Below are 24859 nucleotides of genomic sequence, written 5' to 3'. Positions count from 1 at the left end.
ATAGTCGGTTGTTACACACACTAGTCTGATTGTTATTAGTCAAAAGAAACAAAGCAAATAAAGCTCCTTTTTATAAAAACACCTCTAAAACTTTGTTTGATTACCCAAAATTGAATTAAAAAGTTAAGGAAAGATTGAAATATGGCACTCATTCGTTGGGAACCATTCTGTGAAATGGAGATTCTACGTCGTCAAATGGATCAATTATTCTCTGAGCTTACAGTAGCCGAGCACGGTAACTCCGAGATTTCTGCATCACCGAGAACAGCGTGGGTTCCTGCGGTTGAATTACATGATAATGGTTCAGAGTTGCTATTAAGAGTTGAGATTAAAACGAGAAGTGCTATAACATCACAGCAAAGTGTTCAAACTGCTTGAGAAGACGTTCTATTTTCTCATTCAATGATTCCTATATCTCTGAAATAGGTAAATTTTGATAGAAACCCCAGCCAATGAGTTTAGCTGGGGTTTTCTTTTTTGACTTAAGTAAGTAGGCGAGATAAATCAAAGTAGATTAAGTAATGTAAAAAATCTTGAGATAATTTCGTACTGGGGACTTCAGTCCTCACTACAAACCTTGAATTATTTACGTCGCTCTACTTAAAACTATTTCAGTAAATTCAGGGAGAGGGTGCTATTCCTCTTGCACATCAACCCAGATACTGCCTTCTTCAACACGAATTGGAAACACTGGCAGTGTTTTTGGTTGTGAAACCAACGAGAGTACCTTACCTACACCAGGTGGCCAGGAACACCATCCTTGTACTTCACCAGTCCGCAGGTCAAAAGCACTGCGATGGAAGGTACAAACTATTGCCCCACTTTCAGTGATTTTCCCACTTTTCAACGGTAATTTTAAGTGAGGACAGTTGTTATCTACAGCATAAAGCTGACTTTCGTGATTCAAAAGCAAAATTTTCCGGTTGCCAACTTTCACCACTTCTCGCGCACCAGGGGAAAGTGCTTCGACTGCAAGAACTTTAGTCCAACTCATTAGGTTCTCCTCTCCTAATATATCTGCTTTCAGTTTCCCGCAATAGTGACCAGTGCGATCGCCTTTCAGTACCGGAGAGTCGAGAATGTCTACGACGGGCTTTGTCTAAGCTGGTGAAAAAATATAACTATAAAATATTACATTAAATACCAATTTTATACTGAATAAACTTATTTCTGGGTAAACTAAATAAAGCACTTACTGTCTATGCATCATAAGGCTTGTAGCTGATAACAGACAATTCTCAGGGATATAAAAAATGATTAAGACAAGTTACGAATTTGACCAGTCTATCCTCACCGCAGGATCTTCATTAAAGACTAATATTCTGCTACGTTTTCGTGCTGACATAGCTAAATCTCCTCAACGTAACCTTAACCTGTCGCTTGTAATTGACCGTTCCGGCTCTATGGCAGGCGCTCCCTTGCATCACGCACTCAAAGCCGCTGAGTCTGTGGTAGATCAACTTGAGCCTGATGACATTCTCTCGGTAGTTGTTTACGACGATGAAGTGGACAGTGTTGTGCCACCCCAGTCTGTGACTAACAAAGCCGCACTGAAAAATTCTATCCGCAAGGTGAGAGCAGGCGGTATTACCAACTTATCGGGGGGATGGCTCAAAGGCTGCGAACACGTGAAAACGCAACTCGATCCGCAAAAAATCAACCGTGTTCTCCTGCTTACCGATGGTCACGCCAATATGGGCATTCAAGACCCTAAGATACTAACGGCGACAGCAGGGCAAAAAGCTGAAGAAGGCATTATCACAACTACGTTAGGCTTTGCTCAGGGTTTCAATGAAGACCTGCTGATTGGGATGGCAAGGGCAGCCACAGGCAACTTCTACTTTATTCAGAGCATCGACGAAGCAACTGAAGTGTTTAATATTGAGCTAGACAGTCTCAGAGCAGTAGTGGGACAGAACCTCAAGGTGACACTTGAATTGGCTGATGGTGTCAGCCTTGTTGATACCTTAAGTCTGGCTAAAGTTAGCCAGAATGACGCCAGTCAAGCTGTGATCACCTTGGGAGAGCTTTACGAGGGCGAAGATAAACTTCTCGGTTTGAGTCTGGGGATATCAAGCGCTCAAGTTGGTGAGTCACCTGTGATGAAACTGCACTACAGTGCCGATGTTGTGCAAAATAACCGCATTCAAAGCGTGTCAGGTACTATAGATGTCGTCACTAAAGTTGGTACTGTTGAGGAAGCAGCTTTTGCTGCTACAAGCCATATTATTCTGGAACTGAGTCGCCTGACGATCGCTAAAGCCAAAGAGACTGCCCTTAATCTCGCTGAACATGGCAAGCATCAAGAAGCTGAACAAACCCTGCGGGCACTTGTGAAAGATTTGCGAGATAAAGGGTTGAACGAGAATTTTGAAATTGCTGAAGAGATCGATCAGCTTGAGTATTTCGCAGGTCGGATCGCCCAAAAAGCTCTAGGTAATGCCGGACGTAAAGAGATGCAGGATCAGACTTACCAGACGATGACGCGCAATCGTAACGATTTGGTGGGGCGCGGTGTCACTGCTGGCGATGAAGTGTACGCCATGCCGATTGTGAATGAAGTCGGTTCAGGTGTTGAATTGTATTGCGTTCGTGAAGGGGGTAAACTGCGGGTCAAGGTCATGTCCGAAGGCTACGATTCAACCAAGAACATCCAGTTTCCCCGGGCTATTCGTGCCGAGGGCGCACGCTATGTTGTTGAAGGACTGGAACTCTCAAGCGAACGCACTTTCTATCGGGTACGTGGTAATATCAGCCGTTTTGCTCAACCCGGTGAAACAGATATCTTTGTTGCCTCTAGACAATCGCATCCAACTAACACAGGTAAAGCTTCCAAAGGCCCTGCCAGTGCTGCCGATCTTTCCACAACTGACAGTGTAGGAAACAGCATTTTAGTTCAGTGTGTCAAAGATGGCAGCAAGCTACGTGCTAGGGTGGTTTCCGACGGATATGAACCGGATTGGAACATGCGTTTTCCGCGATCGGTTCGTGAGGAAGGAATACTTTACGTGGTTGATGAAGTCAAAACCGCACCAGATGGCAAATCTTATATTGCCTGTGGTGAAATTAAGCGATTTGTCCAACCTACTACTAATTGAATTGGGGACTGGGGAGCAGAGGAGCAGAGGAGAATAATTAATGCCCAATGCCCAATGCCCACTTGCTCTGAGCGAAGCCGAAGGGATGCCCAATGCCCCAATCCTTAAAAGATGCCAAGTAAATATGCCTTAGCTGACTGAGACTGTCAGGATCAAAGAGTAAAGAGTAAAAGGCAATCTATTTTGACTTTTAACTTTCTCCTTTTGTTCAACTTCCACAACGGGAGGTTTAATCTTGACTAAATTGAAAGTTGGTATCAATGGCTTTGGTCGAATCGGGCGACTTGTACTTCGCGCTGGCATCGATAATCCCAACATTGAGTTTGTGGGCATTAACGACCTAGTACCACCAGATAATCTCGCTTATCTATTAAAGTACGACTCAACCCACGGTCAATTAAAGCACAAGGTTGAAACCAAGGAAGACGGCATCCTGATTGACGGACATTTCATTCCTTGTGTGTCAGTTAGGAATCCAGCAGAGTTACCTTGGGGAAAATTAGGTGCAGATTATGTCGTGGAAGCTACTGGACTCTTCACTGACTACGAAGGAGCTGCAAACCACCTGAAGGCAGGTGCAAAGAGAGTGGTAATTTCCGCTCCCACCAAAGATCCAGATAGAGTTACTACCCTGTTAATGGGTGTCAATCATCACCTATTTGAACCTGGCAAGGATATCATTGTCTCCAATGCTAGCTGCACTACAAACTGTCTAGCTCCCATAGCTAAGGTCATTAATGACAACTTTGGGTTAACTGAAGGGTTAATGACCACAGTCCATGCTATGACTGCCACTCAGCCAACTGTAGACGGACCCAGCAAGAAAGACTGGCGGGGTGGTCGAGGTGCATCCCAAAATATTATTCCCTCCTCCACAGGCGCAGCTAAAGCCGTAGCACTGGTTTTACCAGAATTGAAGGGCAGGTTAACTGGGATGGCATTACGAGTTCCGACTCCCGATGTCTCTGTAGTTGATTTAACTTTCAAAACAGCCAAAGCCACCAGTTATAAGGAAATCTGTGCTGCTATGAAGGAGGCTGCCGCAGGTTCGCTAACGGGTATCTTGGGCTACACAGATGAAGAAGTAGTTTCTACAGATTTTCAAGGTGATACTCATTCCAGCATCTTCGACGCAGGTGCTGGGATTGAGTTAAATCCCAACTTCTTCAAGGTAATTGCCTGGTATGACAACGAGTGGGGCTACTCAAATCGTGTGATTGACCTGATGTTGTCTATGTCACAGAAAGAAAAACTCGCCCCGACAGCGGCTGTGGTTTGATTAGTCATTAGTCATTAGTCATTAGTCATTAGCTTTTGACTGCTGACTCTTGACTAGGGACTTTTGGGATTTGGGTCAAATGGTAAATACTCCGAAAATAAAACGGAATCTAGTATTTTTATTTAGCAAACCAGTGATATGAAGCACGTGTGAATTTGGATGTTTCGTGCGATGTCTACGACGGGCTACGCCTACGCTCAAAGCATCCAAATTTGCAGGTTACTCCTCAACCCCCAATCCCTATGCGTCGAACCAAAATCATTTGTACTGTTGGACCTGCTACATCTGCACCTGAAAGGCTGCAAGCCATAGTAGAAGCTGGAATGAACGTGGCACGGCTGAATTTCTCCCACGGAGCTTATGAATTCCACGCCCAAACTGCTCACTATCTCAGGCAGATTAGTACTGAGCAGCAAAAGCCAATCGCCATTATGCAAGATTTGTGTGGCCCCAAGATTCGCTTGGGAACTTTGCCACCGGAAGGGTTAAATCTGGAAGCTGGTAGTGAAGTTACCTTTGTTTTGCAAGAAAAGGGTGAGAGTATTGACGAACTACCTCTACCATTGCCGACTTTGTTTGCAATGGTGCGACCAGGCGAACCGATTTTAATTAATGATGGTCGCGTCAAATTAATTGTCACCGATCGCGATGCCGATCGCATTCGGGCACAGGTGAAAATTGGCGGGTTAATTTCTACGCACAAGGGAGTAAACCTACCCCAAACTCCTTTACCTGTCAGTTCGATTACCGAAAAAGACTTGCTGGATTTGCGCTTTGGGATTCAGTTGGGTGTAGACTGGGTGGCGGTGTCCTTCGTGCGATCACCACAAGACTTAGAACCCGCCAAGCGCATGATTGAAGCAGCTGGTGCTTCCATCCGCTTAATTGCCAAAATTGAAAGAGCAGAGGCAGTAGAAAACTTTGACTCCATTCTGAAAGTTGCCGACGCGATTATGATTGCCCGTGGCGATTTAGGGGTGGAAGTGCCAATTCACGAAGTACCCCTAATTCAAAAAGATATTATTCGCCGTTGCAATCGTGCTGGCAAGCCGGTGATTACAGCCACCCAAATGCTAGAGTCGATGATTAGCGCCCCTGACCCCACCCGCGCCGAAGCAACCGATGTTGCCAACTCCATCTTAGATGGTACGGATGCGGTAATGCTTTCTGGTGAAACAGCTGTCGGACAATATCCTATTGCCGCCGTTCAGATGATGCACAACATCGCCGTGCGGACAGAACAGGCTCTAGATGAGGGTAGCAGACATGCCTGGTGTCATGAAGCAGGCAGTCTCAGCGTTACCGAATCTGTGGCAGAATCCGTGTGTCGCATTGCCTATGAAACAGGCTCACGGGCAATTCTTTGTAACACTTCATCAGGAAGTACGGCGAGAATGGTGTCTAAATATCGGCCTACTTCTCCCATTATTGCCCTCACCTCTGACATCACCGCTTATCGCCAACTAGCGCTTTCTTGGGGTGTGGAAGCTTTGCTGATCCCACCAGTCCACAATGCCGAAGAGATGTTTACCAATGTGGTGAACACAGTTGTAGACATGGGTCTTGCGAATAAGGGCGATAAGGTGGTAATTACCTCTGGGGTTCCAATTGGTAAATCGGGAACAACTAGTTTAATCAAAGTGCATTCCATTGGACAGCCAATTTCGGCATAACCCACCTAGAATAGGGCTGTGGCTGTGAATAGTAAGCAAAGTTGGGCAATGATTCCGAAAAATTGCCAGAATCAGAATTGAAGGAATAGTCAAGAGTTTAAATAACTGGGGAATTAAGTAAATCCTGTAACATTCATCACGGAGTATTTTATGTCCAAGAGTTTACTAGAACAATTGCGGAAAATGACTGTCGTGGTTGCGGATACGGGGGATATCCAGGCAATTGAAAAGTTCAAACCTCAAGATGCCACCACCAATCCTTCTCTGATTACTGCTGCGGCGCAGATGCCAGAATATCAGGAAGTTGTCGATCAAACTTTACTCCAGGCAAAGAAAGATGCTGGAGCCAATGCTACCCAAACACAGATAGTTTCTCTAGCTTTTGACCGTCTGGCAGTTGCCTTTGGATTAAAGATTTTGCAAATCATTCCCGGTCGCGTGTCTACAGAAGTGGATGCTCGCTTGTCTTACGATACCGAAGCTACGCTGACTAAGGCACGGGAATTAATTGCCCAGTATAAAGCTGCCGGGATTGGCCGCGATCGCGTTTTAATTAAAATTGCCAGCACCTGGGAAGGCATTCGGGCAGCAGAAATCCTGCAAAAAGAAGGTATTCACTGTAACCTTACCTTGTTATTTGGTCTTCACCAAGCGATCGCCTGTGCAGATGCTGGTATTACCCTAATTTCTCCCTTCGTCGGTCGGATTCTCGACTGGCACAAAAAAGATACTGGACGGGATAGCTACCCAGCAGATGAAGATCCAGGAGTTTTGTCTGTCACCAAAATCTACAACTACTACAAGAAATTCGGTTATAAAACCGAAGTTATGGGAGCTAGTTTCCGTAACGTTGGTGAAATTACTGAACTTGCTGGGAGTGATTTATTGACAATTTCCCCGTCACTATTGGGTGAATTACAGGCAACCATTGGAGAACTGCCACGCAAACTTGACCCTGCCAAGGTAGCAAACTTGGAAATTGAAAAGATATCCATTGACAAAGCTACCTATGACAAGATGCACGCCGCTGACCGCATGGCGACTGACAAGCTAGACGAGGGCATCAAAGGTTTCACCAAGGCATTAGAAGACCTTGAAAAACTTTTGGCAGTCCGACTAGCTCGCCTTGAAGCAGAGGTAGTAGCAAGCCATTAGGGACTTGCAATTAAAAAACATCTAAAGTAGTGTGCGTTACGGCTCAAGCCGTAACGCACTTCAAATATCATGTCCGAGTAATTAGTTATGATTCCCAACCACTCATGGAGGAAACCCCGATGAGCAACAGCAATACTTGTCTACGTAAGCGTAGCCCGTCGTAGACATCGCACCAAAAATTTATGCGGATATGATATGACTCTTTTAATCTTCGTGGTCATCGAACGGATCGTTCAATTCCTTGCTAGGAGGGCCAAAGGAGGTATAAATCGAAACTCCAGTGATGGCAATCACCACGGCAGCTACAGAAATGCTAAGAACTATTGCGGGTTCCATAATTGAGAGATAGATGATGAGTGCTATTCTTATAGAATATTACAGAAGATTAAAAAAAGCTTTGGCAAGTAATCTTAGGTGAACTATGGCACAAAGAACTAGGTTGGGAGATATCCTGAAACCACTGAACTCTGAGTATGGGAAAGTGACTCCAGGTTGGGGTACTACCCCTGTGATGGCTGTTTTTATGGCGCTATTTTTCGTGTTTCTGCTGATTATTCTGCAACTTTACAATAAATCACTGTTGGTTCAGGATGTATTTGTCGATTGGCGCAGTTTAGGACGCTAACAGATAATACAGCGAGCGAGTTTGGATAACAACTTAAGTTACACCCGGTTTTTCCGGGTTTTTTTGTGAGTTGCGATTTGCTACTAGACTAACTATATATGTGAGTTTCTGTAGTGGTTTTAGAGTTTACAGGAGACAAAAAATGAATATATTTGGTATCGGTCTACCGGAAATGGCTGTAATTATGGTAGTAGCGCTGTTAATCTTTGGCCCAAAGAAGCTGCCAGAAATTGGTCGGAGTGTGGGCAAAACAATTCGTAGTTTCCAAGAAGCTTCTAAAGAGTTTCAAAACGAGTTTCAAAAAGAAGCAGAACAGTTAGAAGAAGTTGTCAAGACTACTGCTGAATTAGAACCTAAGCAAATCCACCCTGCGAAATCTGAGCAGGATACCGCTAGTTCTTCCCAACCTAGCTAGTAGTCTGTCAAGTTCGTAGTAAGGACTTTAGTCCTTATTTTCTAAGCATTAAAGTGCTTACTACAAACCCTTCATTACTAGCTTAGACATTGTACTAGAAGAGTGATGAATATCAATTGACTGTAGACAAAATGACAGAAGTTGTTACACAACCAGCTTTGGTAATTCCACAACTAATCGTCGGGTTAGGGAATCCAGAAGCTAAGTATGACCAAACACGCCATAATATCGGTTTTGCTGCTTTAGAAGCTCTCTCCCGTTCTTGGCGCATTTCCTTAGCGGAAAACCGGAAGTTTCAGGGTGAGTATGGCGAGGGTATAGCCCCAGGTGGAGGTAAGATTCGCTTGCTAAAGCCGTTAACTTATATGAATCGCTCAGGACAAGCTATACAAGCGGTGACAAGTTGGTATAAATTGCCGCCTGAGTCAGTGTTGGTGATTTATGACGATATGGATTTGCCCTTGGGAAAAACTCGTTTGCGTTTATCTGGTTCGGCTGGGGGACATAACGGCATGAAAAGTGCGATTGCACATCTTAGTACCCAAAACTTTCCCCGTTTGCGAATCGGTATTGGTAAACCCAAAGATGCAGCTAATAACGATGATTCCGGTGCTATCTCTCATGTGCTAGGACGATTTTCTGCTGCCGAAAATCAGCAGATGTCTCTTGTACTTCAGTTCGTAGTTGAGTGTATTGAACTAAGTCTCAAACAGGGAGTAGAAAAGGCGATGAATGTTTGTAATAGCCGCACCATTAATAATTCTGAGTCTTAGGGCTGGATGAATACTGTCCTATCAGCTGATTCAAGAAAGCTAACCGATGTTTAAAGGCGCTTATTTTGGTTGATAGGCAGCGATTTTAGCTTGCTCCATCTAACCAAGATAAAGTCTCTAACGCGCTCTAAATATAGGAAAAATAACTCATTTTCACCCTAATTAGCGGTGCGGCAGACTTTACTTAATGTTTGTATGAATAATGGTGCTGGCGCTATTGCCTGTTTTCAGTCATAACCTCAAGCAACATCGGTATCACACCAAATAGGTTTATTTAAAACGTCTTGTGCGTCTAGCTGCCACTGCCTTACGTTTGCGTTTTTCTATCGGTGTTTCAAAGTGCCGATGATATTTCACATCAGCTAATATCCCAGCTTTGGAAACCTGGCGTTTAAACCGACGCAAAGCTGAGTCTATTCCTTCGTTCTCTCCTAGAACTACCTGGGTCATTCTTCCCTTTTCCTCATCATCAATAGTTTCCATTCTAATATTACCCTCAACCTTAGTAAAACCCCCCTAAGCTAAAGTCATGATTAAGAGGCTATTTGTCCAGTTGAGGTGGGTTATGTGTGCTTCTGTATCGTGAAATAGGTACTTAACTAAAAGTTAATCTAAGTGCCCTAATGCACTCTCAGAAGCAATAGAGAAGATGGGGAAATTATGATCCTAAATTTTTCTGACTGTACTCTGAACTGGGGAATAATGTAATCTTAGTTACTAAGATACATGATGAAAACAGATTTTAAAAGTTGATTCTGCCCTCATTTAGTAATTTATATCCAGATGCTAATGCTGTAAAAGCAACTATGAAATTCCATAAGCTAGTTGGCTTTAAAATAACTCCACTGCTTAAGAAAACTAATACTATGCCGATGCCTAAAAAAATCTATCCCAAGTTACCAGTTTCTCTAGGAAAAAAAACTAATGTAAATATACCTGCCATCGTTGCCAAAACTGAACCTGTAGCAGGTAAGCTACGGTAAAAATATGAATAGTAACCGCTAACAAATATGATGTTTTGACCAAAAAAGTATAATCCTGTGAAAAGTAGAATTAAACCTATAAGTTTGATTAACAACCTACCGATAATATTTTGATATTTTTAATGGCTGAAGCCAATTTTTATCCGATTATAGTGGGGTTTTTAAAATCTTGCTAAATTCTACCTTCGTATAATTTATTTTACGTAAATATACTGAAGATAAATCCAGGCTGTCTGAAAATGCCAGTACAAGTAATGTTGATTACATCAAGTAGTCCTTGCCAGCGTTTTATCAAGGTGCTTTAATAGCGATGTCTGACGACAAGAAGCAGAGCTTCTACGCATTCTGCAAAACAGTCTTACTTACAGCTTATGTACAAAACTTGCAGCGACTCGACATCGCTGCTGGTGTTGATAAAATTACAGACTCAAAACATTAAACTCAAAGATATGACAAGCTAGTAGCATATCTTTGACACTAAATTCTCCCCAAAGCTGAATAGGAGCATACATGGAGCCAATTATTGCTATAGTTTTAGCCCTTATAGGTTATGCATTAGGTTCTGCAAAACTGATTAATCAAGGAAATGAAGCCTTAGTCGAACGCTTAGGGCGGTATCATCGGAAACTTAAACCCGGGCTGAACTTTATTGTTCCCTTGGTCGATCAGATTGTGATGGAAGATACTACACGAGAGCAGTTTTTAGACATCAAACCTCAGAATGTGATCACCCAAGACAATATTTACGTAGAAGTGGACGCTATTGTATACTGGCGGATTCGAGATATCGAGAGAAGCTTTTACGCGATTGAGGATCTGCAAGGGGCATTGACACAGATAACCACAACCACGCTGCGAGAAATCATTGCTCAGAATACCCTAGAGGAGACTAACGTCTCTAGAGCCGAGATGGACTCAGCGATCTTAGACCAGTTGAATAGTATAACGGCAGATTGGGGAGTTGATATACTCCGGTTAGATATTCAGAGAATTACTCTACCTGAGAGTGTCCGAAAGTCTAGGGAAGAGGAACAAGCCGCTGTCATCAAAAAACGGGCGCTGATTACCGAAGCAGAAGGGGAAAAGGAAGCTGCTATAAAAAAAGCAGAAGGAACTATGGCTTCAGTGCAAATCATTTCTCAAGCTCTCCGTTCCAATCCCGACAGTAGGGACATTCTGCGGTATCTTGTAGCTCAAGATTACGTAGATGCCAGCCAAAAACTTGGTGAGAGCAGTAATGCCAAAATTGTCTTTGTAGACCCAGCTAACTCAAGTGAAATGTTTCAGGAGTTGATAGCCCACCCAGGAGAAAATCAAGAAGGTAACGGCAAAAAATCCGAAAACGGTAATACTTAACAATTACCTTGTGCAGCTTGTCTCAATAAGGCATCAGCTACTAGTGAAACATCACGCATTTCTTGAACATCGTGAACTCGAAGGATATCAGCGCCATTAAAAATAGCAGCACAACAAGCTGCTGCCGTTCCCCAAACTCGTGCTTTGGGATCTGGTTGATTTAAAATGCGACCAATGAAACTTTTACGAGATGCTCCTACCAAGATAGGACAGTTGAGTGGTGCGAGCGATCGCAAGCCGCGAAAAATTTCTAAATTTTGCTCATAGTTTTTAGCAAAACCAATACCAGGATCAATAATAATTTTATCCAGGTCAATGCCCGCAGTCGTTGCTACCCCAATTTGCCGAGCCAAAAAACTATAAATCTCTGCCAGCAAATCTTGATAATCAGTTTGTTGTTGCATTGTCTGTGGTGTTCCCCGGATGTGCATTAAAATCATCGGCACACCTAACTTTGCCACTGTTGCTAACATTTCTGAGTCAAAAGTGCCGCCAGAAATATCATTAATAATATCCGCTCCAGCTTCTACAGATGCCTTAGCTACAGCAGCACGGGTTGTATCTACAGAAATCGGGACTGAAATCTCTGGTCTTAACACCTGTAATACCGATAGTACCCGGTCAAGTTCCTCCACCAGAGTTATTTGCTTTGCCCCTGGTCGAGTTGATTGACCGCCCACATCGATGATGTCAGCACCAGCAGCCACCAGTGCTTGCGCCTGTACTAAAGCAGCAGAGGTAGTGTTAAACTCATCCCCATCACTAAAGCTGTCAGGCGTCACATTCAAAATGCCCATCAAATAAGTCCGCTGTCCCCACTCAAAACAGCGTCCTCGAATTATCAAGTTGCTTGGCATAAATCTACATTAGGCATTCCCATGCAGAGCATGGGAACGAGAAGAAGGCATATTACACTGACTGAAAATTCACAATCCGAGCGAAACTCTCAGGTTCTAGACTTGCTCCTCCTACTAAAACACCATCAATTTCTGGTTGAGCCATAATTTCATCAATATTATTTGGCTTGACTGAGCCGCCATATTGAATTGATACATTCGGATTACTCAACTTGCTCCGAATTAAGCCAATTATCCGATTCGCCTCCGTTGCTTCACAGGTATCACCAGTACCGATCGCCCAAATCGGTTCATAGGCAATCACCAAATTTTCCTGATCAATATCTAGCAAGCCTTTGTCGAGTTGGAGAGTAATCACTGATTCAGCTTCTCCCGCATCTCGTTGTTGTTTAGTTTCGCCAACACATAAAATTGGGGTCAAACCAAACCTTTGAGCAGCTCGGAGGCGCAGATTAACGGTTGCATCCGTTTCACCAAAGTATTGCCTTCGTTCACTATGACCGACAATCACAAAGCGCACACCAATTTCTGTGAGCATTGGGCCAGAAACCTCGCCTGTATAGGCTGCATATTCTTCCCAATGGACATTTTGTGCCCCCAGGTGGATGAGGCTACCGTGCAAACTCTGGGACAAAAGGCTTAAATCAGTGAAAGGAGGGCACAATATCACTTCTCGCCCTTCGGGGCTTTCGTCTAAGTAGGGCAGAAATCCTTGTAAAAACTCCTGGGTCTCTGCCTGGGTTTTGAACATTTTCCAGTTGCCGGCAATAACGATTTTCCGCACAGGTAATTTAGTCAAGATCCTAACGAGTTATTTAGATGCATTTTTCAGTTTATGACTTTTTGTTAGCCATTAGTCCACTAGTTGAGCATTGGGAATAGGGGATGAGTCTTTAATACTCGCCGACGAGTCTTTGATACTCGTGAATGAGTCTTTGATACTCGCTGACGAGTCTTTGAACTCTGTTAATGAGTCTTTAATACTCGCCGACGAGTCTTTGATACTCGTGAATGAGTCTTTAATACTCGCTGACGAGTCTTTGAACTCTGTTAATGAGTCTTTAATACTCGCCGACGAGTCTTTGAACTCCGTTAATGAGTCTTTGACTTCCACTCTTGTATCCTACTGCTCCCCCTGCTCCCTTATCTCCACAAACCCCTGTTAAAAATAACTACGATAAGAGACAGGGCTAATTTAAAAATCCCAAAATTCAAATCTCAAATTGATATGACTTCGACATTGCCCCTGCCTGAACCTGATCAAAGCGATTCTGCCAACACTGACGCAAATTCTCTCAGCTGGGAGGAAGAATTGAATAGTGCCATTTTCAGTTTTGAAGATATTCAGACGGAACTGAATTATAAACAAGCACAAACGGCGCTGCGAAACTTGGTAGCCAATCTCGACCTCACCCCCCAAGAGAAAACCGGATTAGAGACGGAAATTGCTGATTTGGAAACCATGCTAGGGAAGTTAGACCGCATGGTAGTGCAGATTGCAACTTTTGGCATGGTGGGACGTGGTAAGTCTTCTCTACTCAATTCTTTGGTTGGGCAAACGGTATTTGAAACTGGGCCACTGCACGGTGTCACCCGTACTGCACAAACAGTTAATTGGAGTATTAGCGAGGAGATGATTGGGGAAACTGAACGTGCTTTGCGTGTCACTCTCCCTGGTGTAGGTCAATCCCAAGTGGAATTAATTGATACTCCTGGGTTAGATGAAGTAGATGGTGCAACCCGTGCCGCGTTAGCTGAACAGATTGCCAAACAAGCGGATTTGATTCTGTTTGTGATATCTGGTGATATGACAAAGCTGGAATACGCTGCCCTTTCTCAGCTGCGGGAAGCAGGTAAACCGATCATTCTAGTGTTTAACAAAGTAGACCAGTATCCAGAAGCAGACCGGATGGCAATTTATCACAAAATCCGGGATGAAAGGGTGCGGGAATTACTCACACCTTTAGAAATTGTCATGGCTGCGGCATCGCCATTGGTGAAGACAGCAATTCGTCGCCCTGATGGTACGAGGGGTATACAGTTGCGTACAGGGAATGCCCAAGTTGAGGAACTGAAGCTGAAAATATTGGAGATTCTACATCGTGAGGGCAAAGCTTTGGTTGCTCTTAATACTATGCTTTATGCCGATATCGTAAATGAGCAGTTGATAGAACGAAAACTGATGATTCGGGAGGTGAATGCCAATCAGTTGATTTGGAAGGCTGTGATGACTAAGGCATTAGCGATCGCACTCAATCCTGTAACTGTGGTAGATATTCTGAGTAGTGTGGTAATTGATATTGCTCTGATTTTGGGTTTATCTAAACTCTATGGCTTCTCCATGACCGAAGCCGGAGCTGTACAATTGCTACAAAAAATAGCCCTGAGTATGGGTGGCATCGGTGCTAGTGAATTGTTAGCAAATTTAGGCTTGAGTGGATTAAAAACTTTACTTGGAATCTCTGCAACAGCTACGGGTGGTATTGCGCTAGGCCCTTATATATCGGTAGCAATTACCCAAGGAGGAGTAGCTGGTGTTTCTTCTTACGGGATTGGACAAGTTACCAAAGTTTATTTAGCCAATGGCGCAACTTGGGGGCCTGATGGGCCGAAAGCAGTGATTAATCGGATTTTGGCAAACTTGGATGAGACTTCAATTCTTAACCGTATTAAAGATGAATTACTTCACAAGGTAAAACTCAAAAAGTAATGCATAAATCAGGTTTGGTTAGCCATATTTGTCCTTATAGCTGATTCGTCAAGAAAAGCTTAAGGTGCTATTCACTTTACTATCAGACGAATCAATGAGCCATAAATTATTGCTTCACTTAGCTCTGTGTAAAACTCATAATTTTTACTCAAACGCCGAAATCGATTGCGACATCTAATTTGTGAATGTACAGGTGCGCTACCAAACGCGCTATAACCCCTTAAAATAAACCCTATGTAATCGCTTAATTATTATTACTTTGTCAAGCTTTTTCTGGAAGCTAAATTTTAAATATCTCCTCTCACACTCAGCACTCTCTAGGATACTTTCAACAAATAGGTCATACAATGCCCCATCAAAAAGTAAACTACTAACATGGCAGCGGCAGCAAGAGCAACTAAGGTACCAGCTAACATTAGAGAAAATTCTTTACTCTCATAGGCTTTTTCCATTAAGTGCAGCGACCACGCTACCAGGGCTACATCAAAAAGTAAAATAGGAAGCAACATATTTTTTAATATTTGTTAATACTTGTAAAATAATATTAACACCCTTTTCAGGAAGTGTGTCTAACCTTAGATGGATGTCATTAAATGAGTAATGGTAGCTCAATAGAATGTTCTGACTGGCACGTTGCGATCACGCAAGTAACTTTTAATTTCTGCTACGCTTAATTGTCCGTAATGTAATAGTGACGCGAGTAATGCAGCTTCAGCTTTGCCTTCAGTTAGGGCAGTGTAGATATGTTCACAATTACCTGCACCACCAGAAGCAATAACTGGAATTTCTACAGCATCAGCAATTGCCCTTGTGATTTCAATGTCATACCCAGCTTGGGTTCCATCAGCATCCATACTTGTGACTAGCAGTTCTCCGGCCCCCCGTTTTTCAACTTCCTGTGCCCACAATAGGGCATCTAAGCCTGTATTTTCTCTGCCACCCCGCACATACACATCCCAACCTGGATTTTCCGGGTTATTTCTGCGTCTGGCATCAATAGCAACAACTATGCACTGATTACCAAAGCGATCGCTTGCCCGATTAATCAAGTCTGGTTCCCGCACTGCCGCAGAATTAATACTAACCTTATCTGCGCCCACTCGTAACAAAGCTTTAACATTTTCTAAGGATTGAATGCCACCACCTACAGTCAATGGAATAAAGACCTGTTCAGCAGTGCGGTAGACCACATCTAAAATTGTAGCTCGGTCTTCATGAGTAGCTGTAATATCCAGAAATACTAACTCATCAGCACCGGCTTCGTTGTAAACCTTGGCCAGTTCTACCGGATCGCCTGCATCTTGGAGATTAACAAAGTTAACTCCTTTTACAACCCGTCCCGCCTTCACATCTAAGCACGGTAAGATTCTTTTAGATAACATAATAACTTTTGTACTTCTGGTTAATTGACCGGAATTTAAATTTTAAATTGACGCGGGTATTCTCTAACGAAAATTTTCATGGGTATGGGGCAAAGAGAGTGTTGAGTTAGGTAGTTAGGAGTTAGGAGTTATTTATTTTCCCCCTAGTCCCCAGTCCCCAGTCCCCAGTCCCCAGTCCCCAGTCCCCAATCCCCAGTCCCCAGTCCCTAGTCCCCTAAAAGTAGATAGCTGAATTATGGCGATAATCTCCTCGAAAAAACAGCCTCCAGAACCCAACGGAGAACCAAAGCAGCGTCGAGAGTCGGCGAAAGCACCATCCACAGAAAATATTTTGAAGCCTGAAGCTGCTATTGATGAGCAAGAACAGCAAGAAGAAGGTATTCGACCACACCGATTTGCTGATTACATTGGGCAAAAAGATTTAAAGGATGTGCTAGATATTGCCATTAAAGCAGCCAAGTCTCGTGGTGAGGTACTGGATCACTTGCTGCTGTATGGGCCACCGGGATTGGGCAAAACCACAATGGCAATGATTTTAGCATCGGAAATGGGGGTAAATTACAAAATTACCAGTGCGCCAGCCCTAGAACGTCCACGGGATATTGTTGGGCTATTGGTAAACCTCAAGCCAGGGGATATCTTATTTGTGGATGAAATTCATCGCCTCTCGCGGATGACGGAGGAAATTCTCTATCCAGCAATGGAAGATTATCGCTTAGATATTACCATTGGTAAGGGTTCCAGCGCTCGGATTAGAAGTTTGCCGCTATCAAAGTTTACCCTAGTGGGTGCTACAACCCGTGTTGGTGCTTTAACTTCACCACTGCGCGATCGCTTTGGTTTGATTCAAAAACTGCGATTTTACGAAGTTGACGAACTGACTAAAATTGTACTGCGAACCGCTCAATTACTCAAAACTCCCGTTACAGAAGATGGTGCTGCAGAAATTGCCCGTCGTTCACGCGGAACGCCACGTATTGCCAATAGGTTACTGAAACGGGTACGTGATTATGCGGAAGTAAAGTTATCTGGAGAGATTAATGAAAGCATTGCATCTGAAGCATTGCAACTATTCCAAGTAGATCCCTGCGGTTTAGATTGGACAGACCGCCAGATGCTGAGTGTAATAATTGAACAATTTAACGGTGGACCAGTGGGGTTAGAAACAATGGCAGCAGCGACGGGTGAAGATACTCAAACAATTGAAGAGGTGTACGAACCTTACCTCATGCAGATTGGGTATTTAACTCGAACTCATCGCGGCAGGATGGCGACAAAGGCAGCATATAAGCATTTGGGATTCACGCCGCCTAATGAACAGTTGTCATTATTGTAAATTATGGGCATGGGGCATTGGGCATGGGGGCATTGATACTCGTTAAAGAGCCTTTGAACTCCATTAAAGAGTCTTTGAACTCCTTTAATGAGCCTTTGAACTCCATTCCTCTGCCCCATGCTCAATGACAAATGACAAATGACAAATGACAAATTAGGTAAAGCTAGATGATTAAGTTAATTAGTATTTTTCTTAGTCTGTTAATTGTGTTTGGCTGGGGTACTCCAGTCATGGCACAATCTCAGCCGCCCATTACTCAAGAACAGTTAAAACAAGGTGATGAGTGGGCAAATCAAGCATTTATAGCGACGAATCAAGGTGACTTTGCTACGGCTGAAACTTACTGGACAAAGATTATTGAGCAATTTCCCACAAATGCGGGGGCGTGGAGTAACCGGGGAAATTCGCGGGTGAGTCAGAATAAGTTACAAGAGGCGCTGGCAGATTATAACAAAGCAATAGAATTAGCGCCGAATGTCACCGATCCTTACTTGAATCGGGGGGCAGCGTTGGAAGGGTTAGGAAAATGGGACGATGCGATCGCAGATTACAATCGTGTTCTAGAACTCGATCCTAACGATGCAATGGCGTATAACAATCGCGGTAATGCCACAGCAGGTTTGGGAAAATGGGATTCGGCGATCGCAGACTACAAAAAATCTAATGAGATAGCCCCAAATTTTGCTTTCGCCCGTGCTAACTACGCTCTCGCTCTTTATGAAACTGGTCAAAAAGACCAAGCAATTCGTGAAATGCGGAATATTGTCCGTAAATATCCCAAGTTTGCCGATATGCGTGCCGCTCTCACAGCTGCCTACTGGGTAAATGGAGAACAAGGTGAAGCCGAAAGTAACTGGGTAGCAGCTTATGGACTTGATAGCCGTTATAAGGACATCAACTGGGTAACAAATATCCGCCGTTGGCCGCCCAGTATGGTATCAGCTTTAAATAAATTCTTGAAACTGGAGTAATTGCATTTTTAAGTGATTTTTACAACCTCCAACAGAGGGATTTACTGTATGTATTTTTTGTATTATTTTGTGTAGCGAAGTATAGATGCATCTACTATGAAACTGATCAAAATACTGGCTGCACTCTCTATAGAAACTATCAATTGGCTCTATCCATTGGTGCTAATGATTCTGGTTGGACTTCTGGAGGCTTGGCTGATTTTAAGTATCTTACCAGAAACCAAGAGCCTGGTTCTGATGGCAATATTGCCTATCGTTTACTTATTCTGGTTGTTTCTCTTTTTGTGCCTGAGTGCATTAGTCACAACTCTTCTATTTAAATCTGTCAAGAAACCAAGATTTGTAGAAATCAATGTTCTTGAAGATGTATTATTACTGATTCAATTATCACCTACAATTAACTCTTATAGATTACTAATATTGCTCGATTCATTGCCTTTGCTGAATTATTTTAAACTTACCCCAACTGCATTGAAATGGCTCAGAAATCTGGCAATGCGTGCCTATTCTCCAAAGGTACATATCGGTAACAGATCGACAATAGTTGTATGGCTACAAGATCCAGATTTGACATACATCGGCAACAATGTTGTTATTGGTAGTGAATGTCATATTGTTGCTCATGCTCTCAACACATCTGATGGTAAAGTTAAATATATTTCAGAGCCAATTACAATTGGAGATCGCAGTACCATTGGTGGTAATACCCGAATCGGAATGGGTGTCAAAATTGCAGAGGACGCTATAGTAGAAGTAGGTAGTAATGTTCTTCCTTATACACGAATAGGACGAGGGGAGGTTTGGGGCGGTAATCCTGCTATTTTGATACGCAAACGAAATGAATATGCAGATCAGACCAAACCAAAGTCTTTGCCTAAGCAAATAGCTGCCTCAGAATTGAATGAAATAATTGCTAATGCTATTCGTTTATCACCAGAAGAGGTTTCTGCTGACCTGAATAGTGACAACTGTATGACATGGGATTCTCTGGCAACAATGTCAATTACCGCTGCATTATATGACCGATTTTCAATTCGTGTTCCTCCTGAAGATATTTTCAAACTAAATTCTCGCAATTCAATTGAGCAAATAATTACTACCTATACAGAAAATGATTTTCCTGATAGTTTGGGCGTCGAAACCAGTCCTATCCAAGATACTAAGATTCCCAATAATTCAGAACTTCTTCCACTTTACGATTCAGAAACTGTCACTCAGGTACTTGCTCGTCGTTTTCGGGATATAACGCAAAGTGATAAAAAAATTATCATCTCTGCCAGTTTTACTGCACAACCACTAGGTTCTACCTTAGAACTATGGTGTCGAGCCTTCTACATTCCATTTTTGGTTGAGTTCGCTGAATTCAACCAATTGGAACAGACTCTTCTGGCCCCAGATAGCGCTTTTATGAATAATCCAAATGGGTTAAACGTCGTACTGACTCGCCCAGAAGATTTAATCTCTGATGGCGATCGGGATGGAATGATTCGCACCAATCAACTTTTGGATGCTATCAGTAGTTATGCTGCTAAGAAAAAGGGTCTAATTGTGTCGAATTTACCCCCAGCCGTTTCGCCATTTTTTCATGGAAAGCATCAACAGGTGGATAAACTACGCTTTTGGTGGCAGGAACAACTGGAAAAATTGGAAGGAATTCATATTTTAGACTTTGCCAAAGTTGTTGAGGAAATCGGACGACAGAATGCACAGGATGCTTCATTTGAGGCGATCGCTCGCGCTCCCTATTCACAGATTGTTTACCCTAGACTTGGAATTGCGATTACCCGTTTAGCTAGGGGAATATTTCTTCCAGCTAAAAAAGTTCTGGCACTCGACTGTGATGGTATTTTGTGGGGCGGTATCCTTGGTGAAGACGGTATTGATGGCATCGCCTTGAGCAACGATCATCCAGGTCGTAGTTTTCGTCTGTTTCAAGAAATGCTTTTGGATCTGAAACAACGCGGTATTTTACTGGTGGTGGTCAGCAAAAATGAGGAAGCAGATGTCTGGAATGTATTTGAAAATCATCCAGAAATGGTGATTCAACGCTCAGATATTGCTGCTCATCGGATTAACTGGAAGGCAAAATCTACCAATTTGTACGACCTTGCTAAGGAATTAAACTTGGGTCTGGACTCTTTCGTTTTTGTGGATGATTCCCAATTTGAATGCTTGGAAGTGCAGACTAATTCCCCAGAGGTAACTGTTGTTACCATGCCAAAAGATCCAGCACAATATGTTGCAACCCTTTCTAAACTTTGGTGTTTTGATGCTTCAAATATCACAACAGAAGACAAGATAAGAACAGAGTTTATAGTGCAAGAGCAACAGCGCCAGGAATTGCAGCAGAACGTAACTAGCCTTGAGACTTATCTAGAATCCTTACAACTGGTTGTAGAAATTCGGTCTGCCGAGGAAAGAGATTTGCCACGAGTTGTGCAATTGACTCAGAAGACCAATCAGTTTAATCTTTCCTTAATTCGCCGTTCGTTAGCAGAAATTCAAGAAATTCAGAAATCTTGTTCCATTCTGGTACTAAATCTTAAAGACCGCTTTGGTGATTATGGTCTTGTTGGTGTAGCAATTCTTCAACAGAAGGACAGATGTTTGTTTTTAGATACCTTCCTAATCAGCTGTCGTGCTTTGGGACGTGGAGTAGAGCAATCCTTTTTAAGAAGTATTTTTGACTTTGCTGCTCAAAAGAATTTAACTAAAATTATTGCTCCTTACAGTTCAGGTCCACGAAACGAGCAAGTTAAGGCTTTTCTTTTGAACATAGGTTTTTTGCAAAAGCAATCAGACATTCTAGAAGCTGAGGTCGCGATCGCTCCCAAAAAGCTTGAGCATGTTAAAATTCTGGTTCGGTTGCCAGAATTAGTTTAGTTAAGACCTGCTCTGGAGGCAACTATTAATGTTAGACGCCTCCAGAGATGCAACAATGCGTAGTTTACCGCCGCAGGCATCGCTCCCACCCTATCTCATATCATTTCAGACTTTCTACACTACAGTCGTTTCTAGTAATCGCTGATTTTGTTCACGCCTGCCAGTCACCATCATCTGTACACCGCCTTTTGGTCCCAACAAAGCGCCCTTACGTGTTGGTTGTACTGGTTGACTTTGGGCCAATTCCATCTGCCAGCAAGACAGTACTGTTGCCAAAACCACCTTCATCTCAAACAGGGCAAATGCCATTCCAATACAACGACGGTTCCCGCCACCAAAAGGTAAATATTCAGAAGGGGTAAACTGCCGTTCTAGAAAACGTTCTGGCTTAAATTGCTTCGACTAGGGATATAAATCTTCTTGATGATGGGTCAAATAAATGCAAGGAATTACCAAATTACCAGCATTCAACTGATAGCCCATAATTTTTAGGGGGGATTTTACCAAGCGATTTAATCCCAACATTGCCACTGGATATAAGCGCAGAGCTTCTGAACAAACAGCACTCAAATATGGCAACCGCAAAATAGCATTTGGGTCAGGGTTTTCACCCAGGCTATCTATTTCTTGCAGTAGTTTTGCACGCACATCTGGCAAATGGTGAATCCAGTACAAAGCCCATGCTAAGGAAGTCGCTGTAGTCTCGTGACCCGCTACCAAGAGGGTAATTAACTCATCGCGTAACTCTACATCAGTCATCCGCTGCCCCTCTTCATCACGAGTTGCCATCATCAAAGATAGGATATCAGTCCGAGATGGGTCAGGCTGCTGTTTGTGTAGGCGTAGCCCGCCGGAGGCATCGCTAATCTCAGCATATATGAGTTCATCCATTTGCTCTCATAAACGCAGAAATTTTCCCCAAGGACTCCAAGAACCTAAATCTCGTTGCAGTGATGGGAAAACAAGTATCATTGCCGTAACAAAAGGTTGCTGTGGATTCAGGATTTTCAGCAGCACTTCCTTGAGTTTTTCATAACGTAGCCCATCTGCTAGACCAAATACAGCTTTCAAAATTACCTGTAAAGAGATTTCTTGCATAGATGGCAGAACTGAAAAGGATTCCCCAACTTGCCATTGACTAATCACTTGCTTAGTGATGTCACGGCTTAACTGACCATAAGCCAACATTCTTTCTCCGTGTAAAGGGGGTGTCAACAACTTTCGTTGGCGCTGGTGAGGCTTGCCTTCTAGAGCTAATAGTGATTGCCGTCCTAATAAAGGCGATTTAATACCCGCCGATTCACCAGAGTCCAACTGTTTTGGATCTGTGATAAAAATCTGCTGAATCGCCTAGGGATTATTAATGAACACTTGAAGAGTAAAAACAGGGCCAATCCGAAGAGTGAAGATATCACCATAACGTTTAGCACAGGCTTCCATATATTCTATGGGATTAGTAAGCCATTGATACGTCTGTACCCAAGGGTGAGTTTGAGGGCCATTAGGCAGTTTAAGTCCAGACATTTTTATTAATCTCCCAATGATTAAAGCAAGATTGTTATCAGCCAGTCATCCATGCACCCCTAGCTTGATTTATCTTAGACCACAGTTTGGGCAGCTGAACTCACCAATTCTTGAATCTGCCTTGGGGTCAATTCCTGCACATTACTTAAAACTACCACTGCTCCTGCTGCTAGCAGTGTCTTGCTATATGCATCACCACGCGCTGCTGTTTCCTGTACATGCGGAGGTAAAACCCCTACACCAATCCAACTGCGAGAAGAATCTAAAGCCTGTGCTTTTTCGACAGTATACATATCTGCTACCGTATCTCCCACATACACTACAGCTAATCTTTGCTCAATTCCATTCTCTAATAAGCCAACTGTGGCGAAAAGTCCAGTCGGGTCTGGTTTACCTGGCGCATCTTCCATCGCAATCAACACTGGAGATTCTAAGCCCAGACGCTTTTCCAAAATGTAGTTAGCTGAACCACGAGTCGCACCGCTAAAAAATCCCCAAGTAATCCCGGCTTGGGTAAGTTGTTCTAAATAGCTAGGTTGTAATAATAAGGGTTCATTACAGATATACCCAGTAAAATTATTTGGGTCTGAGCCACGATAACGGGATTGAAAAAAAGCAACGATCGCACTGTAATCTAGTTGCAGTTGCTCACGGCTCTGTTTTTGGGTTTCAAAGTAGCGGTAAATTAATTCCTGCGATGCTTCCCAATCATTATTCCACACGCCTTCAGATTTGAGTTGGTCAATATCCAGTGGGGTTGGCCGATATGCTTGGGTAGTAAAATATTCTACGGTATCTGCGATCGCTCGGCGATAGGAACCGCCAACATCGCGCACAACGCCATCAATATCGAAAACAACGATCGCTGTTACAGAAGTTTTTTGAGTCATGGAGTCAGAAGCAAAAGAGTTTTACATCATCATAATGCGCTCATGACTCAGGTAAAAAATCAGGGTCGAGGGCTTGCTCTGGTGTGAATGAAGATTGTTCGGGGAAGGTAGCGATTGCTAATCCAGTTTCAATTACAGCCAGTCGTCTAGCGGTTTGATAGCTTTCATCAAAAACCCGATCAAAGTGAGGCTTCAAACTCGGACTTTCGTTGAGTGCCTTTTGGACTCGCCTGCGGTGTTCCAAAATTGTGTACTGCCGACTTTTTGAGCACCTTTCAGTTTGAATTTGGTATTTGAGCAGATGCATCAGCAACACTTCCAGATTGCTCTCCAATGCCCGCTTTTCACTTCTGCCCATCGTTTCAATTTCTTCAATCAGGTTGTCTAAGTCCAGTTGTGTGAAATTCTTTTGCTTGAGCAGTTCTGCCGTGGTTTGAATCCACAGATAAAAGTCTTGCTCATACAAATCTGAACCAGATGTTGTTTGAGATTGGGGCAGTTGAGCAGTCATAAGCATTTTTAGTTAGTGCCGACTACACCTTATGCTAGCCCAATCCAATCACTGTTTGGTCATTTGATAGGGTATTGCGTTAAAATAAGCGATCGCTATCCTAATTAAGTAATGCCCGGAAATTCCCGGAGGTGTGATTGACCAAGTTTATTTTGAAAATTCTGTGGTTAGATGAGAACGTTGCTCTAGCAGTCGATCAAGTTGTAGGCAAAGGCACCAGTCCCTTGACTAAGTACTTTTTTTGGCCCAGAAATGATGCCTGGGAAGAGTTAAAAAAGGAATTAGAATCCAAACATTGGATTACTGACCTGGATCGTGTTGAGTTGCTTAACAAAGCGACAGAAGTGATTAATTACTGGCAAGAGGAAGGTAGAAACCGTCCAATGGCAGAAGCTCAGTTGAAATTTCCAGAAGTTGCCTTTACAGGTAGCGCTTGAT

The 24859-nt window shown here is 43.2% G+C and carries 26 protein-coding genes and 2 pseudogenes; 17 read left to right on the top strand and 11 right to left on the bottom strand.

The window, feature by feature from the left end; genetic code table 11:
* Positions 1–141 precede the first annotated feature (141 nt).
* Complete coding sequence (locus V7K60_RS15275; RefSeq protein ID WP_334926712.1) at positions 142–378, top strand: hypothetical protein; 237 nt, start codon at positions 142–144, stop codon at positions 376–378.
* A 256-nt stretch (positions 379–634) separates the two neighbouring features.
* On the opposite strand, the gene V7K60_RS15270 is transcribed toward V7K60_RS15275, so the two are convergent.
* The gene (locus V7K60_RS15270; RefSeq protein WP_334926711.1) at positions 635–994 is read right to left on the bottom strand and encodes a Rieske (2Fe-2S) protein; all 360 of its coding nucleotides are present in this window, start codon (positions 992–994) and stop codon (positions 635–637) included.
* Between the two features lie 259 nt (positions 995–1253).
* On the opposite strand from V7K60_RS15270, the gene V7K60_RS15265 reads away from it, so the two are divergent.
* The 4 genes from V7K60_RS15265 to V7K60_RS15250 all read left to right on the top strand — a co-directional run bounded on the left by V7K60_RS15265 (position 1254) and on the right by V7K60_RS15250 (position 7205).
* Positions 1254–3098, top strand: coding sequence for a vWA domain-containing protein (locus V7K60_RS15265; protein ID WP_334926710.1), 1845 nt, complete (start codon positions 1254–1256; stop codon positions 3096–3098).
* A 235-nt stretch (positions 3099–3333) separates the two neighbouring features.
* Entirely contained in the window at positions 3334–4377 is a 1044-nt protein-coding gene (gap, locus tag V7K60_RS15260) for a type I glyceraldehyde-3-phosphate dehydrogenase (RefSeq protein ID WP_334926709.1), read from the top strand.
* A gap of 242 nt (positions 4378–4619) precedes the next feature.
* Entirely contained in the window at positions 4620–6050 is a 1431-nt protein-coding gene (pyk, locus tag V7K60_RS15255) for a pyruvate kinase (protein ID WP_334926732.1), read from the top strand.
* A 150-nt stretch (positions 6051–6200) separates the two neighbouring features.
* Positions 6201–7205 (top strand): transaldolase, encoded by a 1005-nt coding sequence (locus V7K60_RS15250; RefSeq protein ID WP_334926708.1) that lies wholly within the window; start codon positions 6201–6203, stop codon positions 7203–7205.
* Between the two features lie 204 nt (positions 7206–7409).
* On the opposite strand, the gene psbN is transcribed toward V7K60_RS15250, so the two are convergent.
* Positions 7410–7541 carry a photosystem II reaction center protein PsbN gene (gene psbN, locus V7K60_RS15245; RefSeq protein WP_292866665.1) on the bottom strand — a complete coding sequence of 44 codons (132 nt, stop codon included), beginning with the start codon at positions 7539–7541 and terminating at the stop codon, positions 7410–7412.
* Between the two features lie 85 nt (positions 7542–7626).
* Between psbN and psbH the strand changes: the two genes are divergently transcribed.
* From psbH to pth, 3 genes are all read left to right on the top strand, one after another.
* Entirely contained in the window at positions 7627–7830 is a 204-nt protein-coding gene (gene psbH / locus V7K60_RS15240) for a photosystem II reaction center phosphoprotein PsbH (RefSeq protein WP_334926707.1), read from the top strand.
* A gap of 142 nt (positions 7831–7972) precedes the next feature.
* Positions 7973–8245 (top strand): TatA/E family twin arginine-targeting protein translocase, encoded by a 273-nt coding sequence (locus V7K60_RS15235; protein ID WP_099103129.1) that lies wholly within the window; start codon positions 7973–7975, stop codon positions 8243–8245.
* Between the two features lie 131 nt (positions 8246–8376).
* Positions 8377–9018, top strand: coding sequence for an aminoacyl-tRNA hydrolase (gene pth / locus V7K60_RS15230; protein WP_334926706.1), 642 nt, complete (start codon positions 8377–8379; stop codon positions 9016–9018).
* Positions 9019–9288: 270 nt separating this feature from the next.
* On the opposite strand, the gene rpsU is transcribed toward pth, so the two are convergent.
* Positions 9289–9468 (bottom strand): 30S ribosomal protein S21, encoded by a 180-nt coding sequence (rpsU, locus tag V7K60_RS15225; protein WP_069073049.1) that lies wholly within the window; start codon positions 9466–9468, stop codon positions 9289–9291.
* A 356-nt stretch (positions 9469–9824) separates the two neighbouring features.
* Between rpsU and V7K60_RS35285 the strand changes: the two genes are divergently transcribed.
* The 3 genes from V7K60_RS35285 (at position 9825) to V7K60_RS15210 (ending at position 11357) form a co-directional block, all read left to right on the top strand.
* On the top strand, positions 9825–10001 hold the full coding sequence (locus tag V7K60_RS35285; RefSeq protein ID WP_442944406.1) for a hypothetical protein: 177 nt from the start codon (positions 9825–9827) through the stop codon (positions 9999–10001).
* A 310-nt stretch (positions 10002–10311) separates the two neighbouring features.
* A complete protein-coding gene (locus V7K60_RS15215; protein ID WP_334926705.1) occupies positions 10312–10440 on the top strand; it encodes a hypothetical protein in 129 nt (42 codons plus the stop codon).
* A 71-nt stretch (positions 10441–10511) separates the two neighbouring features.
* A complete protein-coding gene (locus V7K60_RS15210; protein ID WP_334926704.1) occupies positions 10512–11357 on the top strand; it encodes an SPFH domain-containing protein in 846 nt (281 codons plus the stop codon).
* On the opposite strand, the gene folP is transcribed toward V7K60_RS15210, so the two are convergent.
* Both folP and tpiA read right to left on the bottom strand, forming a co-directional pair.
* Positions 11354–12214 (bottom strand): dihydropteroate synthase, encoded by an 861-nt coding sequence (folP, locus tag V7K60_RS15205; protein ID WP_334926703.1) that lies wholly within the window; start codon positions 12212–12214, stop codon positions 11354–11356. The genes V7K60_RS15210 and folP overlap by 4 nt on opposite strands.
* A gap of 52 nt (positions 12215–12266) precedes the next feature.
* Positions 12267–12998 carry a triose-phosphate isomerase gene (tpiA, locus tag V7K60_RS15200; protein ID WP_334926731.1) on the bottom strand — a complete coding sequence of 244 codons (732 nt, stop codon included), beginning with the start codon at positions 12996–12998 and terminating at the stop codon, positions 12267–12269.
* Positions 12999–13086: 88 nt separating this feature from the next.
* On the opposite strand from tpiA, the gene V7K60_RS15195 reads away from it, so the two are divergent.
* Complete coding sequence (locus V7K60_RS15195) at positions 13087–13380, top strand: hypothetical protein (RefSeq protein WP_334926702.1); 294 nt, start codon at positions 13087–13089, stop codon at positions 13378–13380.
* Between the two features lie 62 nt (positions 13381–13442).
* The gene (locus tag V7K60_RS15190) at positions 13443–14924 is read left to right on the top strand and encodes a GTP-binding protein (protein ID WP_334926701.1); all 1482 of its coding nucleotides are present in this window, start codon (positions 13443–13445) and stop codon (positions 14922–14924) included.
* A 71-nt stretch (positions 14925–14995) separates the two neighbouring features.
* Here V7K60_RS15190 and V7K60_RS15185 read toward each other — a convergent pair.
* From V7K60_RS15185 to hisF, 3 genes and pseudogenes are all read right to left on the bottom strand, one after another.
* A pseudogene (locus tag V7K60_RS15185) lies at positions 14996–15091 on the bottom strand (IS5/IS1182 family transposase); the annotation flags it as partial.
* Positions 15092–15241: 150 nt separating this feature from the next.
* Complete coding sequence (locus tag V7K60_RS15180) at positions 15242–15433, bottom strand: hypothetical protein (RefSeq protein ID WP_334825280.1); 192 nt, start codon at positions 15431–15433, stop codon at positions 15242–15244.
* Positions 15434–15532: 99 nt separating this feature from the next.
* The gene (gene hisF / locus V7K60_RS15175; RefSeq protein WP_334926700.1) at positions 15533–16306 is read right to left on the bottom strand and encodes an imidazole glycerol phosphate synthase subunit HisF; all 774 of its coding nucleotides are present in this window, start codon (positions 16304–16306) and stop codon (positions 15533–15535) included.
* Positions 16307–16541: 235 nt separating this feature from the next.
* Between hisF and ruvB the strand changes: the two genes are divergently transcribed.
* The 3 genes from ruvB to V7K60_RS15160 all read left to right on the top strand — a co-directional run bounded on the left by ruvB (position 16542) and on the right by V7K60_RS15160 (position 21496).
* Positions 16542–17642, top strand: coding sequence for a Holliday junction branch migration DNA helicase RuvB (gene ruvB / locus V7K60_RS15170; RefSeq protein ID WP_334926699.1), 1101 nt, complete (start codon positions 16542–16544; stop codon positions 17640–17642).
* Between the two features lie 167 nt (positions 17643–17809).
* Complete coding sequence (locus V7K60_RS15165; RefSeq protein WP_334926698.1) at positions 17810–18613, top strand: tetratricopeptide repeat protein; 804 nt, start codon at positions 17810–17812, stop codon at positions 18611–18613.
* A 96-nt stretch (positions 18614–18709) separates the two neighbouring features.
* The gene (locus tag V7K60_RS15160) at positions 18710–21496 is read left to right on the top strand and encodes an HAD-IIIC family phosphatase (protein ID WP_334926697.1); all 2787 of its coding nucleotides are present in this window, start codon (positions 18710–18712) and stop codon (positions 21494–21496) included.
* A 114-nt stretch (positions 21497–21610) separates the two neighbouring features.
* Here V7K60_RS15160 and V7K60_RS15155 read toward each other — a convergent pair.
* The 3 genes and pseudogenes from V7K60_RS15155 to V7K60_RS15145 all read right to left on the bottom strand — a co-directional run bounded on the left by V7K60_RS15155 (position 21611) and on the right by V7K60_RS15145 (position 24421).
* Positions 21611–23020 (bottom strand): annotated as a pseudogene (locus V7K60_RS15155) (cytochrome P450).
* A gap of 74 nt (positions 23021–23094) precedes the next feature.
* On the bottom strand, positions 23095–23910 hold the full coding sequence (locus V7K60_RS15150; protein ID WP_334926696.1) for a TIGR01548 family HAD-type hydrolase: 816 nt from the start codon (positions 23908–23910) through the stop codon (positions 23095–23097).
* Positions 23911–23950: 40 nt separating this feature from the next.
* Complete coding sequence (locus V7K60_RS15145) at positions 23951–24421, bottom strand: DUF29 domain-containing protein (RefSeq protein WP_334926695.1); 471 nt, start codon at positions 24419–24421, stop codon at positions 23951–23953.
* A 137-nt stretch (positions 24422–24558) separates the two neighbouring features.
* Here V7K60_RS15145 and V7K60_RS15140 point away from each other — a divergent pair, with 137 nt between their 5' ends.
* Complete coding sequence (locus tag V7K60_RS15140) at positions 24559–24858, top strand: 30S ribosomal protein PSRP-3 (RefSeq protein WP_094333099.1); 300 nt, start codon at positions 24559–24561, stop codon at positions 24856–24858.
* Position 24859: the final 1 nt, after the last annotated feature.

The organism is Nostoc sp. (assembly GCF_036917555.1).
GTDB lineage: Bacteria > Cyanobacteriota > Cyanobacteriia > Cyanobacteriales > Nostocaceae > Nostoc.
The sequence above is the reverse complement of the archived record's forward strand: the minus strand, read 5'-3'. Positions and strand labels throughout refer to the sequence as shown.